The organism is Devosia sp. Leaf420, assembly GCF_001425445.1.
In the GTDB taxonomy this organism is placed as follows: Bacteria; Pseudomonadota; Alphaproteobacteria; order Rhizobiales; family Devosiaceae; genus Devosia.
On sequence record NZ_LMQU01000010.1, the window covers coordinates 96,282 to 113,218 of the forward strand.

Annotated in this window: 19 protein-coding genes; 13 read left to right on the top strand and 6 right to left on the bottom strand. The window is 61.5% G+C overall.

Annotation, left to right across the window (positions count from 1 at the left end; all coding sequences use genetic code 11):
• Positions 1 to 60: 60 nt before the first annotated feature.
• Positions 61 to 1,320 (top strand): diaminopimelate decarboxylase, encoded by a 1,260-nt coding sequence (gene lysA, locus ASG47_RS07855; protein ID WP_061908193.1) that lies wholly within the window; start codon positions 61 to 63, stop codon positions 1,318 to 1,320.
• Between the two features lie 187 nt (positions 1,321 to 1,507).
• On the opposite strand, the gene ASG47_RS07860 is transcribed toward lysA, so the two are convergent.
• The gene (locus ASG47_RS07860) at positions 1,508 to 1,918 is read right to left on the bottom strand and encodes a response regulator (protein WP_061908194.1); all 411 of its coding nucleotides are present in this window, start codon (positions 1,916 to 1,918) and stop codon (positions 1,508 to 1,510) included.
• A 102-nt stretch (positions 1,919 to 2,020) separates the two neighbouring features.
• Entirely contained in the window at positions 2,021 to 3,085 is a 1,065-nt protein-coding gene (locus ASG47_RS07865; protein ID WP_061908195.1) for a zinc-ribbon domain-containing protein, read from the bottom strand.
• Between the two features lie 221 nt (positions 3,086 to 3,306).
• Here ASG47_RS07865 and ASG47_RS07870 point away from each other — a divergent pair, with 221 nt between their 5' ends.
• The 4 genes from ASG47_RS07870 (at position 3,307) to ASG47_RS07885 (ending at position 6,461) form a co-directional block, all read left to right on the top strand.
• Positions 3,307 to 3,969, top strand: a complete 663-nt coding sequence (locus tag ASG47_RS07870) for a cell division ATP-binding protein FtsE (RefSeq protein ID WP_061908196.1) — start codon at positions 3,307 to 3,309, stop codon at positions 3,967 to 3,969.
• Positions 3,962 to 4,891 (top strand): cell division protein FtsX, encoded by a 930-nt coding sequence (locus ASG47_RS07875; RefSeq protein ID WP_061908197.1) that lies wholly within the window; start codon positions 3,962 to 3,964, stop codon positions 4,889 to 4,891. Before ASG47_RS07870 ends, ASG47_RS07875 begins: the two co-directional genes overlap by 8 nt.
• A gap of 300 nt (positions 4,892 to 5,191) precedes the next feature.
• On the top strand, positions 5,192 to 6,007 hold the full coding sequence (locus ASG47_RS07880; protein WP_061908198.1) for a lysophospholipid acyltransferase family protein: 816 nt from the start codon (positions 5,192 to 5,194) through the stop codon (positions 6,005 to 6,007).
• A gap of 106 nt (positions 6,008 to 6,113) precedes the next feature.
• Positions 6,114 to 6,461 (top strand): hypothetical protein, encoded by a 348-nt coding sequence (locus tag ASG47_RS07885; RefSeq protein ID WP_061908199.1) that lies wholly within the window; start codon positions 6,114 to 6,116, stop codon positions 6,459 to 6,461.
• Here the strand turns inward: ASG47_RS07885 and ASG47_RS07890 are convergent.
• Complete coding sequence (locus ASG47_RS07890; RefSeq protein ID WP_061908200.1) at positions 6,449 to 7,006, bottom strand: gamma-glutamylcyclotransferase; 558 nt, start codon at positions 7,004 to 7,006, stop codon at positions 6,449 to 6,451. The genes ASG47_RS07885 and ASG47_RS07890 overlap by 13 nt on opposite strands.
• 264 nt (positions 7,007 to 7,270) lie before the next feature.
• On the opposite strand from ASG47_RS07890, the gene ASG47_RS07895 reads away from it, so the two are divergent.
• The 4 genes from ASG47_RS07895 to ASG47_RS07910 all read left to right on the top strand — a co-directional run bounded on the left by ASG47_RS07895 (position 7,271) and on the right by ASG47_RS07910 (position 10,717).
• Positions 7,271 to 8,242 carry a DUF2125 domain-containing protein gene (locus ASG47_RS07895; protein WP_061908201.1) on the top strand — a complete coding sequence of 324 codons (972 nt, stop codon included), beginning with the start codon at positions 7,271 to 7,273 and terminating at the stop codon, positions 8,240 to 8,242.
• A gap of 221 nt (positions 8,243 to 8,463) precedes the next feature.
• The gene (rpmF, locus tag ASG47_RS07900; RefSeq protein WP_061908829.1) at positions 8,464 to 8,643 is read left to right on the top strand and encodes a 50S ribosomal protein L32; all 180 of its coding nucleotides are present in this window, start codon (positions 8,464 to 8,466) and stop codon (positions 8,641 to 8,643) included.
• 129 nt (positions 8,644 to 8,772) lie between these two features.
• Positions 8,773 to 10,173 carry a class II fumarate hydratase gene (fumC, locus tag ASG47_RS07905; RefSeq protein WP_061908202.1) on the top strand — a complete coding sequence of 467 codons (1,401 nt, stop codon included), beginning with the start codon at positions 8,773 to 8,775 and terminating at the stop codon, positions 10,171 to 10,173.
• A gap of 115 nt (positions 10,174 to 10,288) precedes the next feature.
• Positions 10,289 to 10,717 carry a nitroreductase/quinone reductase family protein gene (locus tag ASG47_RS07910; protein ID WP_061908203.1) on the top strand — a complete coding sequence of 143 codons (429 nt, stop codon included), beginning with the start codon at positions 10,289 to 10,291 and terminating at the stop codon, positions 10,715 to 10,717.
• A gap of 136 nt (positions 10,718 to 10,853) precedes the next feature.
• Here the strand turns inward: ASG47_RS07910 and ASG47_RS07915 are convergent, their stop codons facing one another.
• A complete protein-coding gene (locus ASG47_RS07915) occupies positions 10,854 to 11,333 on the bottom strand; it encodes a VOC family protein (protein ID WP_061908204.1) in 480 nt (159 codons plus the stop codon).
• 209 nt (positions 11,334 to 11,542) lie between these two features.
• Here ASG47_RS07915 and ASG47_RS07920 point away from each other — a divergent pair, with 209 nt between their 5' ends.
• The 3 genes from ASG47_RS07920 (at position 11,543) to ASG47_RS07930 (ending at position 14,453) form a co-directional block, all read left to right on the top strand.
• Positions 11,543 to 13,561, top strand: a complete 2,019-nt coding sequence (locus ASG47_RS07920; RefSeq protein ID WP_162243232.1) for a GAF domain-containing protein — start codon at positions 11,543 to 11,545, stop codon at positions 13,559 to 13,561.
• Positions 13,561 to 13,929: a response regulator gene (locus ASG47_RS07925; protein WP_061908206.1), complete on the top strand. Its 369-nt coding sequence runs from the start codon at positions 13,561 to 13,563 to the stop codon at positions 13,927 to 13,929. The genes ASG47_RS07920 and ASG47_RS07925 overlap by 1 nt, the downstream gene beginning before the upstream one ends.
• 71 nt (positions 13,930 to 14,000) lie before the next feature.
• Positions 14,001 to 14,453, top strand: a complete 453-nt coding sequence (locus ASG47_RS07930; protein ID WP_244487059.1) for a hypothetical protein — start codon at positions 14,001 to 14,003, stop codon at positions 14,451 to 14,453.
• A gap of 129 nt (positions 14,454 to 14,582) precedes the next feature.
• Here ASG47_RS07930 and ASG47_RS07935 read toward each other — a convergent pair whose 3' ends face one another.
• Positions 14,583 to 14,834 carry a hypothetical protein gene (locus ASG47_RS07935; protein ID WP_156464026.1) on the bottom strand — a complete coding sequence of 84 codons (252 nt, stop codon included), beginning with the start codon at positions 14,832 to 14,834 and terminating at the stop codon, positions 14,583 to 14,585.
• A gap of 141 nt (positions 14,835 to 14,975) precedes the next feature.
• Positions 14,976 to 15,743 (bottom strand): hydroxyacylglutathione hydrolase, encoded by a 768-nt coding sequence (gene gloB, locus ASG47_RS07940; protein ID WP_061908208.1) that lies wholly within the window; start codon positions 15,741 to 15,743, stop codon positions 14,976 to 14,978.
• A gap of 115 nt (positions 15,744 to 15,858) precedes the next feature.
• On the opposite strand from gloB, the gene ASG47_RS07945 reads away from it, so the two are divergent.
• A complete protein-coding gene (locus ASG47_RS07945; RefSeq protein ID WP_061908209.1) occupies positions 15,859 to 16,593 on the top strand; it encodes a class I SAM-dependent methyltransferase in 735 nt (244 codons plus the stop codon).
• The last annotated feature ends 344 nt before the right edge of the window (positions 16,594 to 16,937 follow it).

The following is a 16,937-nucleotide window of genomic DNA, read 5'->3' on the forward strand; positions in this document are numbered from 1 at the left end:
GCTTAGGGGAAGCGCAGAGTTCAGCACCCACGCGGCGAGCGCGGCACCAAAGGGCGAAAAATGGTCCACCACTTCAACCACCGCGACGGCACGCTTTATGCCGAGGACGTCAATCTCAACGACCTGGCTGAAAAGGTCGGCACGCCCTTTTACGTCTATTCCGCCGCGACCCTCCGCCGCCATGTCCGCGTCGTCCGCGAGGCCTTTGAGGGCATCCCGACGCTGATGGCCTATGCTATGAAGGCCAATTCCAATCAGGCCGTCCTCACCCTGATGGCCCATGAAGGCTGCGGTGCCGACGTCGTTTCCGGCGGCGAACTCCAGCGCGCCCTCGCCGCCGGCATCCCGGCCGAAAAGATCGTCTTCTCTGGTGTTGCAAAAACCGTCGCCGAAATGCGCCAGGGGCTTTCCGCCGGCATCAAGTGCTTTAACGTCGAGAGCGAACCCGAACTCGAACGCCTCTCGATGATCGCCAGCGACATGGGCCTCACCTCCCACGTCTCCGTCCGCATCAACCCCGACGTCGATGCGCGCACCCACGCGAAAATCTCGACCGGCAAGTCCGAGAACAAGTTCGGCATCCCGTTCAAGCGCGCCCGCGAAGTCTACCAGCGCATCGCCGAACTGCCCAATATCACTGCCGTCGGCGTCGACATGCATATCGGCAGCCAGATCACCGATCTCGAACCTTTTGGGAACGCCTTCGGCCTCATGGCGGAACTCGTCGAAACGCTCCGCGCCGATGGCCACACCATCCATCATGTCGATGTCGGTGGCGGTCTCGGCATCCCCTATAATCAGAACGAAGACGCCCCGCCGCCCCCATCCGCCTATGCCGCCATCGTGCGCGAAAAGGTCGGCCAGCTTGACTGCACCCTCGTCATCGAACCCGGCCGCCTCCTCGTCGGCAATGCCGGAATCTTGGTGACAAAAGTCGAATATGTGAAGGAAGGCGCGTCCAACTTCATCATCGTCGACGCCGCCATGAACGACCTGATCCGCCCCACCCTTTACGAGGCCCATCACGACGTCGAACTGGTCAACCAGTCCAACCTGCCGCCCATCACCGGCGACATCGTCGGCCCCGTCTGCGAAACCGGCGACTACCTCGCCAAGGGCCGCACCATCCCCGGTGTCAAGGAAGGCGATCTGCTCTCCATCATGAGCGCCGGCGCCTATGGGGCCGTCATGGCCTCGACCTACAACTCCCGCCCCCTGATCCCCGAAGTTCTTGTGGACGGCCACCGCTGGCACGTCATCCGCCCGCGCAAGAGCATCGAGGAATTATTGGCGCTCGATAGCGTCCCAGATTGGATCTGAATTGGCAGGCGAGCACCGCCCTTATCCCTCTCCCCCTCGGGGAGAGGTGCCCAGCAAAGCTGGGTCGGTGAGGGGGATGTCGCAGCAAACGCGCCCCCCGGAAGAAGCCCCCTCATCCGGCGCTATAGCGCCACCTTCTCCCCGATGGGGAGAAGAATAGAAAGAGCTGGGACTTAGGAAGCGCCCCCTACTCTTCCCGAGCCTGTCGTGCCAGCGAAACCACCTCGACAGGCCGCCCCTCAAGCGCATCCTCAACTTTGGCCAGCAACTCCGCCAGCGTAAACGGCTTCACGATCACATCGTAAACCAGCGCCTCTAGCCCATGCGCCCGCTCGCGCTGATCGGCAAATCCGGTCATCAAGACAATCGTCACCTCGGGAAACGACGAGCCGACCTGCAGCGCCAGCGCAATCCCGTCCATCACCGGCATCTTGATGTCCGAAAGCAGGAGGTCGAACTTGCCCTCCTCTGCTTCCATCGTCTCTGCGGCGAGGCCACCATCTTCTTCGGCGACGACCTCGTGCCCCTTCATCGTCAGCGCGCTGACTACAAAGGCGCGGACGGAGGGATCATCTTCAGCGACAAGAATGCGGGCCATATGTCGTCTCCGGGCAAACGGCGCTCGGGCCGTTGCAAGGCTAGAACCAGTTCTGGGGTGAAGAACCGGCGTTAGAATGCATTGAATATAGGAACGATCCCGTCAGTGGTGAACCGCCGGGGCTTCGGCTTCAACAGGCGTTTCCGCCGCGCCATGCTCTGGCTCCGGCGCATCGTGGCCGGCGGGTCCTGCCTCGGCTTCCGCACCATGCGCTTCGGCAACCGCCGGCTCGCCATGGCTTTCTGCAGCGGCCACGTCTGGCGCCCCGTGTTCAGCTGGCGCACCGTGACCATCGCTGGTCGGGCTCGGCGGCACACCCGCCGGCTGCGTGGCTTCGCCGCCATTGATGGCTGTGCGTCCGCCTGCAAAACTCAGGCGCACCCGCGTCGCCTCGACGGGGGGCAGCGGCAGGCGCGTATCGAATGTCGCGCGCTCGCCCGCCATCAGATCGCGAATACGCGGCGCGACGCTCCACTCATAAACCGTGTGCCCCGTGCTATCGAGGAGGCTCACCAATACTGGCGGTACCGAAACCGGGTTGGGCATCAGCCCCACGATCTGTCCCGAAACCACCAGCACTTCCTTGCCTTCGCTGAGGCTGCGTGTCGATTGCAGATCCGACAGCTCGAGCCCAACGACGTTCACGCCCAGCCCGACGGCCTGGTAAATGCCCGCAAGATCAGGATTGCGCTCGACGATCTGGACGCGCCCGAAATAGCCAAGCCCCAGAATACCAACCAAGGTGACTGCGCCGGCGATCCTTGCCGTCCGTCGCATACGCGCCAGCGGCATGCTGGCGGCCATGGCGACCTGGCGGCGCGACAGTTTTTTCTGCCGCTCGCGCACTTCGGCCGCTGATTCCCGTTTTTTCGCCGGGCGCGGCTCCACAGGATCGAGAGGATCGGCCGGACGCGGCGCGTCTTCGACGGCGGTTTTTTCTTCCGCCTCGATCGCAGCGTCGAGCGCCTCTTCGCTCATATTGTCGAAAAGCCGGTCCGATTCAGGCTCAGATTTCGGCACCAGTCGCAGATCCGGCCCCGGCGGAGGCAGCGCCGGCTGCTGCCAGGATTGCCGGCAACTGGCGCACTGCACCTTACGACCAGCCGAGCCGATGGCCTCGAAGGTCACCTGGTATTTCGTCTGGCAATTGGGGCAGGTAATGATCATCTAAACCGGCGCAACCATATTGGGCTTGTCCTGACCCTAGCCTGCCGCGGGTTAATACTCCTCAAACCGGCAAGAACCTGAGGCAAGAACACAAAAGTGCCGCTTTCCCCCGTCCATAGCGGGTGCGATGCCGCAGACCCGGCACGACGCTGCTATGATGGCGCGGTCTCTGATTCGCGTGTTGCGGCAAGACCACCGGACGAGCTGGGGAGCACCCGTTCTTGATCGAATTTTCCGATGTCGGCCTTCGCTATGGCAATGGTCCCGAAATCCTGAGTGATCTGACCTTTTCCATCGAGCCCGGCTCGTTTCATTTTTTGACCGGCCCCTCGGGCTCGGGCAAGACCAGCCTCCTCCGGCTTTTGCTCCTGGCGCTCAAACCGAGCCGCGGCAAGGTCACCATGCTCAATGAGGATGTAGGCACCCTCGATCGCGATAGCCTCCTCCAGATGCGCCGCCATATCGGCATCGTCTTCCAGGAATTCCGGCTCCTCGATCACCTGACGACTTTTGAAAATGTCGCTCTGCCGCTCCGCGTCCTCGGCCAGCCGGAAAGCGAATATCGGCCAAACGTCACCGAACTTCTCGAATGGGTCGGCCTCGGCGAGCGCATGCATGCGCTCCCGACCGTTCTGTCGGGCGGTGAAAAGCAGCGCGCTGCCATCGCTCGAGCCGTTATCGCCCGGCCCAAAATTCTTCTGGCCGACGAGCCCACCGGCAATGTCGACCCCGATCTTTCAAGCCGCCTCGTTCATCTCTTTGCCGAGCTCAACCGCACTTTGGGGATGACGATCATTCTCGCCACCCACGAATTGCCGCTGCTCGATCGCTTTTCCTATCCGCGCATGGTGCTCAACAAAGGGACGCTGACCATCCATGATTAGGCAATTGCTGGCGCGCCTGACGCGCCGTAGCGCTGGCGCACCCATCGTCCCCAAACATAGCGTCGCCGGCCGAACGCTCCTCATGCTCATCACCATCATGAGCTTTTTGTCCGCCGTCACGCTCGGGGGCGTCGTCCTCGTGCAAAAATCGGCGATCGCCTGGTCCGCCGATGTCGGCCGCGAAATGACCATCCAGATCCGCCCGGTCGAGGGCGAGGTGATGGAAAGCAATCTGCGCACCGCCGTGTCCCTCGCGCAGGCAACGCCCGGCGTCGCCGGTGCGCGCGCCCTCAGCCTTGAAGAAAGCCAGGCCCTGCTCGAGCCCTGGCTCGGCGCGGGTCTCGATCTCTCCGCCATTGCCGTGCCACGTCTCATCGTCGTGCAATTGGGCGATCCGGTCGACGCCGATATCGATCAGCTCCAGCGCAATCTTCAGGCCATCAAGGGCGCGAGCCTTGATACCCACGCTGCATGGCGCCAGCAGCTCAACACCATGGCCGGCACAGTCGTCATTTCCGGTCTGCTGGTTCTCGGTCTCATCGGCGTCGCGACCGTTCTCGCCATTATCTTTGCCACCCGCGGCGCCATGGCCACCAATCGCGAGATCGTCGACGTCCTTCACTTCATCGGCGCGTCCAACAAGTTCATCGCTGGAGAATTCCAGGGCCGCTTCCTCACCATCGGTCTACAGGGCGGCCTTCTCGGCGCGCTCCTCGGCACGCTGTTCTTCATCCTCATCGGCACCGCTGCCGGTTCGGTGCTCCCCACAGAGGCCACGACCCAGGTCGGTTTCATCTTCGGCAATTTCGTCCTCGGCATCGATGGCACCATTTTCGTCATCCTCGTCATTCCGGTCATCGCCGTCCTGACCGCCGTCACCTCCCGCATGACCGTCCGCCGCTACCTCAGCGAAGCCTCTTAGTCATCGCACCTAACGGTCGCTGCAGAGCCCCCTCATCCGGCCCTTCGGGCCACCTTCTCCCCGAGAGGGAGAAGAATAGCCCAACGCGCCCTTCCTATTCCTCTCCCTCTCGGGGAGACTTGGACGCGCCCGGAAATCGCTCCAGTGGAGCGATTTCAGCGAACAAGGCCCGGAAGGGCAGGCTCGGCGAAGCCGCAGGTCGGTGAGGGGGCCTCAGCGAACAATCCTCTCCCCCCAAAAAAGCCCCCCTCGTCATCTCGCCCCTATCCCGCTAAGGATAAGCCGACGCCAGGAGCACGCATGCCACTGATAACAGCCGTCCAGGCGATCCGCACGGGTCTCTTCTATTTCATCTTCATCGGCCAGACGGCGATCATTGCCATCATCATCGGCATTGTCGGCATGATTGCAGGCCCCACCCGCTTCACCTGGGCTTTGGCTCGCTATTGGTGCTGGTCGAACGTCCAGTTGCTGCGCGTCATCACCGGGCTCCGCACCAAGGTCACAGGCGCCGAAAATATTCCACCCGGCGGCTGCATCATTGCCAGCAAGCACCAGTCCGATTGGGACGTCTTTGCTATTTTCCCCTATACCGGCCGCCCTGCTTACATCGTCAAGCAGGAGCTGATGAATATTCCCTTCTTTGGTTGGGCCGCGCGGTCGCTCGATTGTATCGCGGTCGATCGCAAGAAGGGCGCCGAGGCGATCCCGGCCATGATGCGCGGCGCCCGTGACGCCATCAATCGCGGCTGCCGCATCGTCATCTTCCCCGAAGGCACCCGCAAGGCGCCCCTTTCGGCTCCCGCCTATCGCCAGGGCATCGTTCGCATGTATGGCGAGCTCAATGTGCCGGTGGTCCCCGTGGCGCTCAATTCAGGCCTCTTCTGGGGCCGCAATTCGCTCATCATCTGGCCGGGCCTTGCCGAGGCCGAGATCATGCCGCCGATCGAAGCGGGCCTTGCTCCCGACGTTTTTGCCGAGCGGCTGCGCCAAGCGATTGAGCCGCGCTCGGACGCATTGGCGCTCGCTGCAGTCGATAAAGGCCTCGTTCGCCCGATCGATTCCGACCTTGCCAAGCGGATTGCTGCTGCCCGACAGCGCACCTCCGCATCTTGATCCCCTAGAGCCACCCGCCACTAGATGTAGTAGGACTGAAAACGCCGCTTGACTGATTCGCGGTATTTGTTCTAATTTTGTTCTACTCCGTGCAGGGAGGGACAGGATGCTTTCTTGGATCGAGGCGGGTTTCGAACCGCCACTTCGCCATAAGAAGACCAGCCAGTGGCTCGGCCTGTCCGGCCATGCCTATGCTCTGGAACATGAGAATCTCGGGGACTTTGTTCTTAACGGCGCCGATCTCTATCTGATCGCGCGCGGCAACAGCGTTCTCTGGGTCGGCTGCGGTCTCGATCTCATTGCCGAACCCGCCATTCGCCTGCGCTTTCGCAAAGCCATGAACCGCGCCGATGGTGTGTTCCGCCTCGCCCGCCCCATGCTGGACGATGGCCGGCTCTCGGTCATTGCAGATCTAGAAGGCGCCGTGCCCGCAAGGATCGATCAGGCCGCCTGACTCGTCGCTTCATTATCTTCGAGCCGCCGCGCCAGATCCATCAGCACCCGGTCATGAATGCCGAGGCTTTCGAGATGCCGCGCGGTATTGATGACATAGTCGACATTCCGCCCCGAAATCCCGACACCGACCTTCACCATGGCCAGTTGCGCGTCGAGATCGAGATTGCCGGCAAACTGCTCATGGGTCTCGTCGACGATAAAAGTCAGCGCTGAAACCCGTCGCCCATCGTCGAGCACGACCGGTCGGATCACGTCGCGGTAAACCATCGTCACCTGCTCGCGTTCTTCAAGATAGGCGCGAACGTCAGCCCAGTTTTCATCAGCCACCTCGAACACCATGCCGCGCACGGAACCGCCCCGCGTGAGGCCGAAAACCAGACCCGGCTGTTCCTTGGTGCCCCGGTGATGGTGCGAAATGATCGAGAGCGAGCGATGCGCGCCCTTGAGGCGCCCGATCTGGGTTGAAACGAACGGAAAGCCCGGGTTCCAGATCAACGAACCATAGCCAAACACCCAGTGGCTTGCTGCAGTCGTTTCCGTCATCACTATCTCCGCTTCAGTCCCACACCCACCTTCACGGCGGTCCACAAGCTTAATCCCGGCCTCGCCCCGGCCACAACCATGGGGCAGATAATCTGATGCCAACAAAGGCGGTCTCAAGGCGACCCGCTTTTGCATTTTGCCAATCCCGTAGCATGCCGCCCGAAATCGCCTAGGGTCAGGATGACGACATGCGAAAAACAAAGAGCTAAAGCGCGCGATGCGAATCTCGGAGATCGCGACGCGCTTTGGAGATAAAACCGACCCATGAAGAATCGAATCATCGCCCTTGGCGCCGTCATCCTGCTTGTCATCGCCGCCGTTACCGGCGCCTGGTATTATTTCGCCGGCCAGCTGCGGCAGCAGATCGAGCTTCTCGCCTATGCCGATGGCGAGACCTCCCCGCGCCTCACCTGCGCCAATCTCGGCGTCAGCGGCTTCCCCTTCGCTTTCGATGTCGATTGCACCGATGCCGTCGTCACGACTGGCGATGTCATGATCAAGGTTCCCGGCCTTCGCGCCAGCGCCATGGTCTACGAACTCAATCATTTCCTCGGCTCGGCCAAGGGCCCGGCGGAAATCTCCGATGCCTTTACCGGCCAACGCTCCGCGGTGTCCTGGACGGCGCTTGAAGGCAGCCTCCGGCTGACCGACAACCGCATCGCCCGCCTTTCCCTGATCGGCGACGACATCGGCTGGAACGATCTTTTGCTCGGCGACACGCTCCTCGCGCGGACCAAGCACGCCGAATTCCACCTTCTCGATATGCCCGAGGCGCACAATGCCGAGCGCAATCTTTCCGCGCTCGCTCTTTATATGCGCGCCGATGCCCTCGAACTGCCCGCCGCGACGCTGACCAACACGGCCGTCGAAGTCGAAGCCGAACTCACCGGCATTCCCGACGACTATTCGACCATTGGCCTCACGCCCGTTCTCCCCACCTGGCAGCAGGCCGGCGGCGAACTCAAGATCGTCTCGGTCAAGATGACCGACGATACCGCCGATCTCAATGCCAGCGGCAACCTCGCCCTTGGCCCTACCGGTCTCGTCGATGGCACCATCAACATCGATTCCCAGGGCGTTGCCGAACGCATCGGCCCCATGATCGAAGAACCCTGGCGCACCCTCGTCCTCGGCGTCCCCGGCGCCGACGGCCGCCACACCAATCAACTCAACTTCCGCGCCGGCACCCTCTCCTCCGGCCTCCTCCCCATCACGACTTTGCCGCCGCTTTTTTAATCTGAGGCAAGTCGGTCTCTCAACCGCGGCCCCTCCCCTTCCAAGGGGAGGCTGGGTGGGGATAGCGGCAATCACCACTGGCCAAGGTCAGCCCCATCGAATCCCCCAAAGCCCGTGTTGCCAAAGGCGGGCAACTATTCTATAGAGCCCCCAATCCCAACAGAGACGTGTCTCTGGGCCGCTTTCGGCGGCGCAACGATTTTGAATTCGGAGTACCGACCATGGCAGTGCCAAAACGAAAGACCTCGCCGATGAAGCGCGGCTTCCGCCGCTCGGCCGACGCGATTGCAAACCCCACCTATGTCGAAGACAAGGATTCGGGTGAGCTGCGTCGTCCGCATCACGTCGACCTCAAGACCGGCATGTATCGCGGTCGTCAGATCCTCGCCGTCAAGAGCTAAGCCTTAGGGCTGGCGACGCGAATGCGCGCGACCTGAAATGATGTATCGGCCGATCCTTGCAAAAGGGTCGGCCTTTTTGTTTTGTCCAAGGGACCGCCGACAAGAGCGGCCACAGCCGGAGAGCCAGATATGACCATGCGTATTGAATCGGACACGATGGGCACCATCAATGTCCCGACCGACAAGTATTACGGTGCTCAGACGGCTCGCAGCCTCGCCAATTTCGACATTGGCGGCGAAAAGATGCCCAAGGAAATCATCACCGCCTTCGCGATCCTCAAGAAGGCCGCGGCGATCACCAATACCAAGCTCGGCCTCCTCGACCCCGCGCTGCGCGACCTGATCGTTGCTGCAGCCGATGAGGTCATTGAGGGCAAGCTCGATGATCATTTCCCCCTCGTCGTCTGGCAGACCGGCTCGGGCACCCAGTCGAACATGAACGTCAACGAGGTCATCTCCAACCGCGGCATCGAGATGGCCGGCGGCACAATGGGCTCGAAAAAGCCGGTGCACCCCAATGACCACGTCAATATGAGCCAGTCGTCCAACGACACCTACCCGACGGCCATGCACATCGCCGCCATTGAAGCCGTCGTCAATTACCTCTTCCCGCGCGTCAAAATCCTGCGCGATACGCTCCATTCCAAGTCCGAAGAATTCATGGACGTGGTCAAGATCGGCCGCACCCATCTCCAGGACGCGACGCCCCTGACCCTCGGCCAGGAAATGAGCGGCTGGGTCGCCCAGATCGACCTCGCGGTAAAAGCCATCGAAGTCACCCTGCCCCAGCTGCGCGAACTCGCCCTTGGCGGCACCGCCGTCGGCACGGGTCTCAATGCCCACCCCGATTATGCCGTCGCTGTCGCCGCTGAAATCTCGACGCTCTCGGGCCACGAGTTCATCACTGCCCCCAACAAATACGCCGTCATGGCCGGCCACGACGCCTTTGTCGGCACCTCGGGCGCGCTGAAACAGCTTGCCGTCGCCTTCATGAAGATCGCCAATGACGTGCGCTGGCTCGCCTCCGGCCCCCGCTCCGGCCTCGGTGAATTGACCATTCCGGAAAACGAACCCGGCTCCTCGATCATGCCGGGCAAGGTCAATCCGACGCAGTCCGAAGCCATGACCATGGTCGTCGCCCATGTCATGGGCAATGACGCCGCCATCGGCTTTGCCGCCTCCCAGGGCAATTTCGAGCTCAACGTCTTCAAGCCCGTCATCGCCTACAATTTCCTCCAGTCCGTCCGCCTCCTTGCCGATGCGGCCAAGTCGTTCAACGACAATTGCGCCGTCGGCATCGAACCCGACCGCAAGCGCATCAAGCAACTCGTCGATCAGTCGCTGATGCTGGTGACCGCGCTCAACCGCAAGATCGGCTATGATAACGCGGCCAAGATCGCCAAGACCGCACACAAGAACGGCTCGACGCTGCGCGAAACCGCCATCGACCTTGGCCTCCTGACAGGCGAAGAATTCGACGCCGAAGTGAAGCCCGAGCAGATGGTCGGTCCACTGACGATCAAGAAGTAAGCTTCGTCAGCCTCAAAAAAATGCCGCCCCAACCGGGCGGCATTTGTTTTCACCGGTCTTGTTCAATGGGTCCGCGACACCTAGCTCTAGCCTCACCCCAGACACGAGGTCCGACATGAGCAATTTCAACGACCAGGTCATCGCCGACTTTAACGCCAATGGCGGCAGGCCCGGCGGCTATTTCGAAAACGCCCCGGTGCTCCTGCTGCATTCGATCGGCGCAAAGTCGGGGCTCGAACGCACGCAGCCGCTGATGTATCTGCGCGAAAACGACACCGGCCCCTGGTATGTGTTTGCCTCCTATGCCGGCGCCCCCAACAATCCGGCTTGGTATCACAACCTCATCGCCCACCCCGATTTCGACATTTCCGTAGGTGACGGCACGACCATCAGCCGCCTTCCCATTCATGCCCGCGTCGTCGAAGGCGAAGAGCGCGACGCGATCTATGCGCGCCAGGCGAGCCTCTTCCCGCAATTTGCCGATTACGAAAAGAAGACTACGCGCGAGGCCATTCCAGTCATCGAACTGACCCCGCGCCACTAAGGCAGGTTATCCCTCGCAACACCGAGGCTCACCTCGTCCCCACCCCACCAGATGTCACCCCGGGCTCGACCCGGGGCCCATCCTGAGATGTCGAGGCACCCCGACCCAAAGCCGGGGTGCCATAAGAGCCTGAAGCCTAGCCCCGCGCCGCCGCCTCGATTGCAGCGACATCGATCTTCTTCATTTTCATCATCGCTTCAAAGGCGCGCTTCGCACCCGGCCCGCCCTTCTGCATGGCTTCGGACAGAGCGCGCGGCGTGATCTGCCAGGAAATGCCCCACTTGTCCTTGCACCAGCCACACATGCTCTCTTGCCCGCCATTGCCGACGATGGCGTCCCAGTAACGATCGGTCTCTTCCTGGCTGTCCGTCGCGATCTGGAAGGAAAACGCTTCGCTGTGCTTGAAGGCGGGTCCGCCATTGAGCGCGATGCAGGAAATGCCCATCAGGTCGAACTCGACCGTCAACACGGCCCCCGCGTCGGTCGATGGATTATCGCTCGGCGCCCTGTGCACGGACTTGACGACGGTATCGGGAAAAGTCTCGGCATAAAACCGCGTTGCCGCTTCGCCATCCTTGTCGAACCAGATGCAAATCGTATTTTTGGCGATCGTCATGATTGTCTCCTCAAACCAGCCCGCCGAGCGGGATCACCAATACGACGCCTGAGCCTTGGCGTCTTCGACACCCAGTCTGGCTCTTTTTCAAAGCCTGTCCAATCACCACTTTTCCCACAATCCATGAAGCCGCCGGGAACTCGTTGGCGTGAGTGATAGTTGCCGATACACTGTTAACCCGTGTTATTTCCGCGTATCGGATGCCGATCTTGACTGAAAGCCACAGAGCGCCGGGTGTGGCGCCCCATGTCCGCGCTCTTCGTCAGTCCGGTTTGCTCAACGCAGCCGGCGACGATCACTTCGAAAAGCATATCCAGCTCGTGCGCAACGCGCTCGGCGTTCCCGTCGCTATCGTCTCGCTGCTCGAAGAAGATCGCCAGGTTTTTGCCGCTCATGCTGGCCTGCCAAAAGTCTGGGCCGAAAAGGGTGAAACCCCGCTCACCCATTCCTTTTGCCAATATGTCGTGCGCGAGGAAGCCAATCTTTCGGTCGCCGACGCGCGCCTTCATCCGGTGCTCAAGGACAATCTCGCCATTCGCGATCTCGGCGTCATCGCGTATCTCGGCACGCCCCTCCGTTTGCCGACCGGCGAGGTCGTCGGCGCTCTCGCCGCCATCGATACCGATGCGCGCGCCTGGAGCGAGCGAAACCGTCTCCTTCTTGAATCCATCGCCGAAGTCGTCAGCGACAAGATCCGCGCCTATATTTCCGATCTCAATTGGGAGACCATGTTCGCCCAATTGCATGAAGGCATGATCATGGGCGAGGTCCTCCGCGATGAAGCGGGCCACGTTTACGATTGGCGCCATCGCGAGGTGAACCCAGCCTGCGGCAGGATGCTCGGTATCGATTATCGCAAGATAGCCGGCAAAACCCTCCGCGAGCTTTTTCCAGCCATCGAGCGTGAATGGCTCGATGAAGTCGCCTCTGTCGTCGAAACGGGCCAGCCTGCCCGCTTCCTCCGCCAGTTCAGCGGCTTTGATCGATGGTATGAGGGATCTTGCCAGTCGACGGGCCCCGATACCTTCGTCATGCTCTTTATGGACGTCACGGCTCGCGTCAAAGCCGAAGAAGAATTGCGGGCGAGCCAGGATTTCACGACGCTGCGCCAGGCCGCTCTCCTTGAAATTGGCGACAGGACCCGCGCCACCATCGATATCGATCTGATCCTTGCAAGCACCGCCGAAGTCCTCGGCAAGGCGCTCGGCAGCACGCGTGCAGGGTATGGGCAGGTCGATCCTTTGACCGAAACTGTCGAGGTCGGTCAGGATTGGACATCGGGCAGCGCCGTCTCGATGGCCGGCATGCATCATTTCCGCGATTACGGGTCTTTTATCGAGAATTTGAAGCGCGGCGAAGATGTGCTGATTTTCGATGTCTCGGAGGACGAACGAACCCGAGACTCCGAGGCGCTGCTGCTCGCCCATGATATCCGCATGCTGGTCAATATCCCGATCATGGAAAGCGGCGTCATGACCGGGCTGATGCTGCTGCATTTCGATAAGCCCCGCCCCTTCGGCAAGGTCGAGGCCGATTTCGTTCGCGCCGTCGCGGACCGCACCCAGGCCGCCCTTAAGCAGGCGCGAGCCGTTGCTGCGGAAAAATTGCGCGAGGGCGAAATCAGCCACCGCCTCAAGAATTCCATGGCTATGGTTCAGGCCATCGCCATGCAGACGCTCAAGGGCGCCGACATCGAGGATCGCCGTGCGGCCTTCACCGCGCGCCTCTCGGCGCTCGCCAATGCGCATGAGCTCTTGTTGAAGCGCACCTGGCATAGCGCGCCGCTCGACGAGACCATCCGGTCCGCCCTCCTGCCCCACGGCGAGGCGCACCGCTTCCATATTTCGGGTCCCACGCTCGATCTCAGCCCCAAGCAGTCGCTGTCCATGTCGCTTGCGGTCCACGAGCTTGCGACCAATGCCATCAAATATGGGGCCCTTCGCGAGGCCGAGGGCAAAATTTCGATCGGCTGGAGTCTCTTCCGGTCCGAAACTGGCCAGCCCATGTTTGGCTGGACCTGGCAGGAAAAAGGCGGCCCCATCGTCGCCCCGCCGCAGCGCTCGGGTTTCGGCTCGCGGCTGATTTCCCGTGTGCTGCCATCCGACTTTGCCGGTGAAGTCGCCATCGACTATCCCCCAACCGGTCTTGTCTGCACCCTTACCTGCCCGGCTTGGGACACAGCGGATATTCCGCCGGCCGATGCGGGTCTTGTCGAGGTCTCGGCCTGATGGAAAGGCCGATCAACGTTCTTGTCGTTGAAGACGAACCGCTTCTGCGCATGGGCATTGTCGATCACCTTGAAGACGAGGGTTTTGTGGTCCTCGAAGCAGGCAATGCCCATCAAGCCATCGCACTTCTCGAGCGCAGCCCCGATCTGACCGTGGTCTTTACCGATGTCGATATGCCCGGCGGCATGGGCGGCATAGAGCTTGCGAATATCGTCCGGCAGCGCTGGCCCCATATCAAGCTCGCCGTCACCTCCGGTTTCCGCCTCGTCGGAAACGAAGAACTCCCCCACGGCAGCCTCTTCTTTCCCAAACCCTATGACCCGCCTGCCATCGCTCGGGCGCTGAGGAAACTCGTCGCAAAGTCCTGAGGCAGGCGAATAGTCTTCTTCCGCCTCAATCAAACCTCTGGCATGCTCGTGCGACCAATCGGAGATCCGCCATGACGGAAACCGTCGTACTGCCCACTCACACCGTCACCAGCCGCCGCCGCAATGGCTTCATCGTGCCGCTGCTGATCATCCCCTTCTTGATCTACAATCTCGTCGTGTTCCTCTTCTTCGGCGGCAATCCGATCAATTGGGCGGCCGGGCTTTTTTCCATTCCCATGCCCTCAGGCATGCCCTGGGCCGTGACGGCGGGCGATCTTCTCCTCGTCATCGGCGTCATCATGCTTTTCTTCGAAGTGCTGAAATCGACCCAGACGGCGCGCAATTCGATCATCGAGCACATGCTCTCGATGTTCCTCTTCGTCATCTTCCTCGTCGAATTCCTGCTCGTCGGCGCCGCCGCCAGCTCGGTCTTCTTCCTTCTGATGGTCATGAGCCTGATCGACGTCGTCGCCGGCTTCACCGTCTCCATCACCAGCGCGAGCCGCGACGTCTCCATGAACTGACTTGGGCTTCTCCCGGATGTCACCCCGGCGAAGGCCCGGGCCCATCCTGAGATGTACCGGCCATCCCCCAAAAACAAAAAATCCTCGCCTCATCAGCGGGGATTGTTCTTTTGAACTCTGGTCAAACCTTCAGGCCACAACCGTCTTTCGATAACCTTCCGGCATCCGGAGCACCGCGATAGCCGCGCTCTGCGCATAGGCCCCGACGGCGCGATCGACACTCGCCCGGCGCCGTTCGCGCTGCGGCGGCAACCGATCGCGCGCCGCAATCAACTGACTGATAAATTCAACAGTCGGCGCGCCGCTCGCGAGCGATGGACGCGCCGCAGCCGGCGTCACCAGCGCGGGCAATTGGGATCGGTATGTCTCAGTCTCGGTCATCTGGAACCCTCGCCTGTCTCATTGCGAGCCGGTTGTCCCATTTTGAGACGGGACAACACTGCTATGCCCCTATAGGAGCAACGGGCGTGCCAGATGTTAACGGAATGTTAACCGATTACGATCCCAAATCGTCGTCAGAGGTCAGAAATTATCCTTGCCCTTGCGGATCGCGGCGAACACCTCGGCCGGATCCTTGCCTTCCAAACCATAATGCGCTGCCAGTTCCGGCGCATCCGCCCGGAGGAATGGGTTGGCGCGTTTATCCTCGCCCAATTCGAACGGAATCGTCGGCTTCCCACCATTGCGCAGCGAGTTCACGAGATCCGCCCGCTGCTGCAGCGCCCGGTTATGCGGATCGATGCTGAGCGCAAATTTGGCATTGGATTGCGTATATTCGTGACCGCAATAGACAAGCGTATCGTCCGGCAGTTCGCGGAGGCGCTTGACCCCTTCCCACATCGGTCGAGGTGTCCCCTCGAACATCCGCCCGACCCCAAGCGAGAACAGCGCATCAGCGGAAAACAGATGTTTTCCAAAGGGTTCGAAGTAAACGATATGCCCCAGCGTGTGGCCCGGCGTCGCGATGATCTTGAAGGAGGTCTCGCCGAGCGTAACGGTGTCGCCATCGCCCACCAGCTCATCGAGCCCATCGATCTTGTCCGCCTCGGCCCGCGGCCCTACGACCCGGCACCCAAACGCCGCCTTCAATTCGGCAATGGCCTCCACATGGTCGATGTGGTGATGGGTGATAAAAATATCTGTCAATGTCCAGCCGGTGCGCTCCAGCGCATCGCGGATCGCATTCGCTTCGGGCGCATCGAGCGCCGCGGTCTTGCCGGTCGCCTGATCATGCAGCAAATAGCCGAAATTATCGGTCCGGGCGGAAAAAACATCGACGACCAAAGCCATTTAGCGGCTCCTTGCAATTTCAAAATTCGGTTCGGGTACCAAAGCTAGGGTGCCCAAGGGCCGAACACAACCGCCGCATTGGACAAGTCCACGCCCCAATGGCTAAACTCAAGCCATGACCAGCGATGTCACCCGCCTGATCTCCTATTATAAATCCCCGCTCGGGCGCATTTCTCGCGCCTTGATCCGCGAGCAAATCATTGCTTTGTCAGGCAATTTGTCCGGCAAGCGCGTGTTGGGTCTTGGCTTTGCCACCCCCTATCTACGCTTCGCGCTCGAACCCGCCGAACGCGTCGTCGCCCTTATGCCGGCCCGCCAGGGCGCCTCGGCCTGGCCGCGTGAAGGTCCGTCGCGCACCGTCCTCAGCGATCCCCTCGAGATGCCGCTGACCGATGCCGCGATCGATCTCACCATCGCCGTCCATGCCCTCGAACATGTTGCCGATGCTGAAGAATTGATGCGCGAACTCTGGCGCATCACCGCGCCTAACGGGCATCTCATCATCATCGTCCCCCGCCGCCGCGGCATCTGGGCCCAACGTGATGTGACCCCGTTCGGCCAGGGCAATCCCTATTCCGGTGGGCAACTCGAAAAGCTGCTCCGCGATCACTCCTTTGTACCCGAGGCCTGGCGCGACGGCCTCTTTTTGCCCCCGGTCCAGTCCTCGCTGTTCCTCCGCTCCGCCCGCTTTTTTGAGCGCATGGGCCGCCTTTTCGGCCCGCCGATGAGTGGCGTCATCTGCGTCCGCGCCCGCAAGGAAGCCTTCCCAGCCATCCCCCGCCGCAAACGTGCCGAGCGCTATGTGCGCCTTCCCGGCATGGCACCGGCAACCGCCCGATCCGGCTCTTGAGGACATGACGGGGCGCCGGATGGCCTGAGCCTCCGGTTGACGTGGTGGACGGACCCCGGAGCGGCATTCGCCTCGAAGGAATTTAGAGGTTATGAAGCGGAAACCGCTCCGGGGCGCCCGCTTTTCGGACAGGATTCACAGCGCCCCTTTGATCGCTCGTCGCGAGGCGGCCAATCCCCGAACGTGCGATGGAGACGATCCATCGCCGGGCCCCCTCGCCACTGTCGTCTGCAGACCGTCCGTGCGAGGTTGGACCTAAAGAATAGCGTGAAACCGGGGTGGCGGGGATAAACGGGATAAGTGTGCCCATCCCCCGACCCAACCATCACCATCCAGGCAAGACA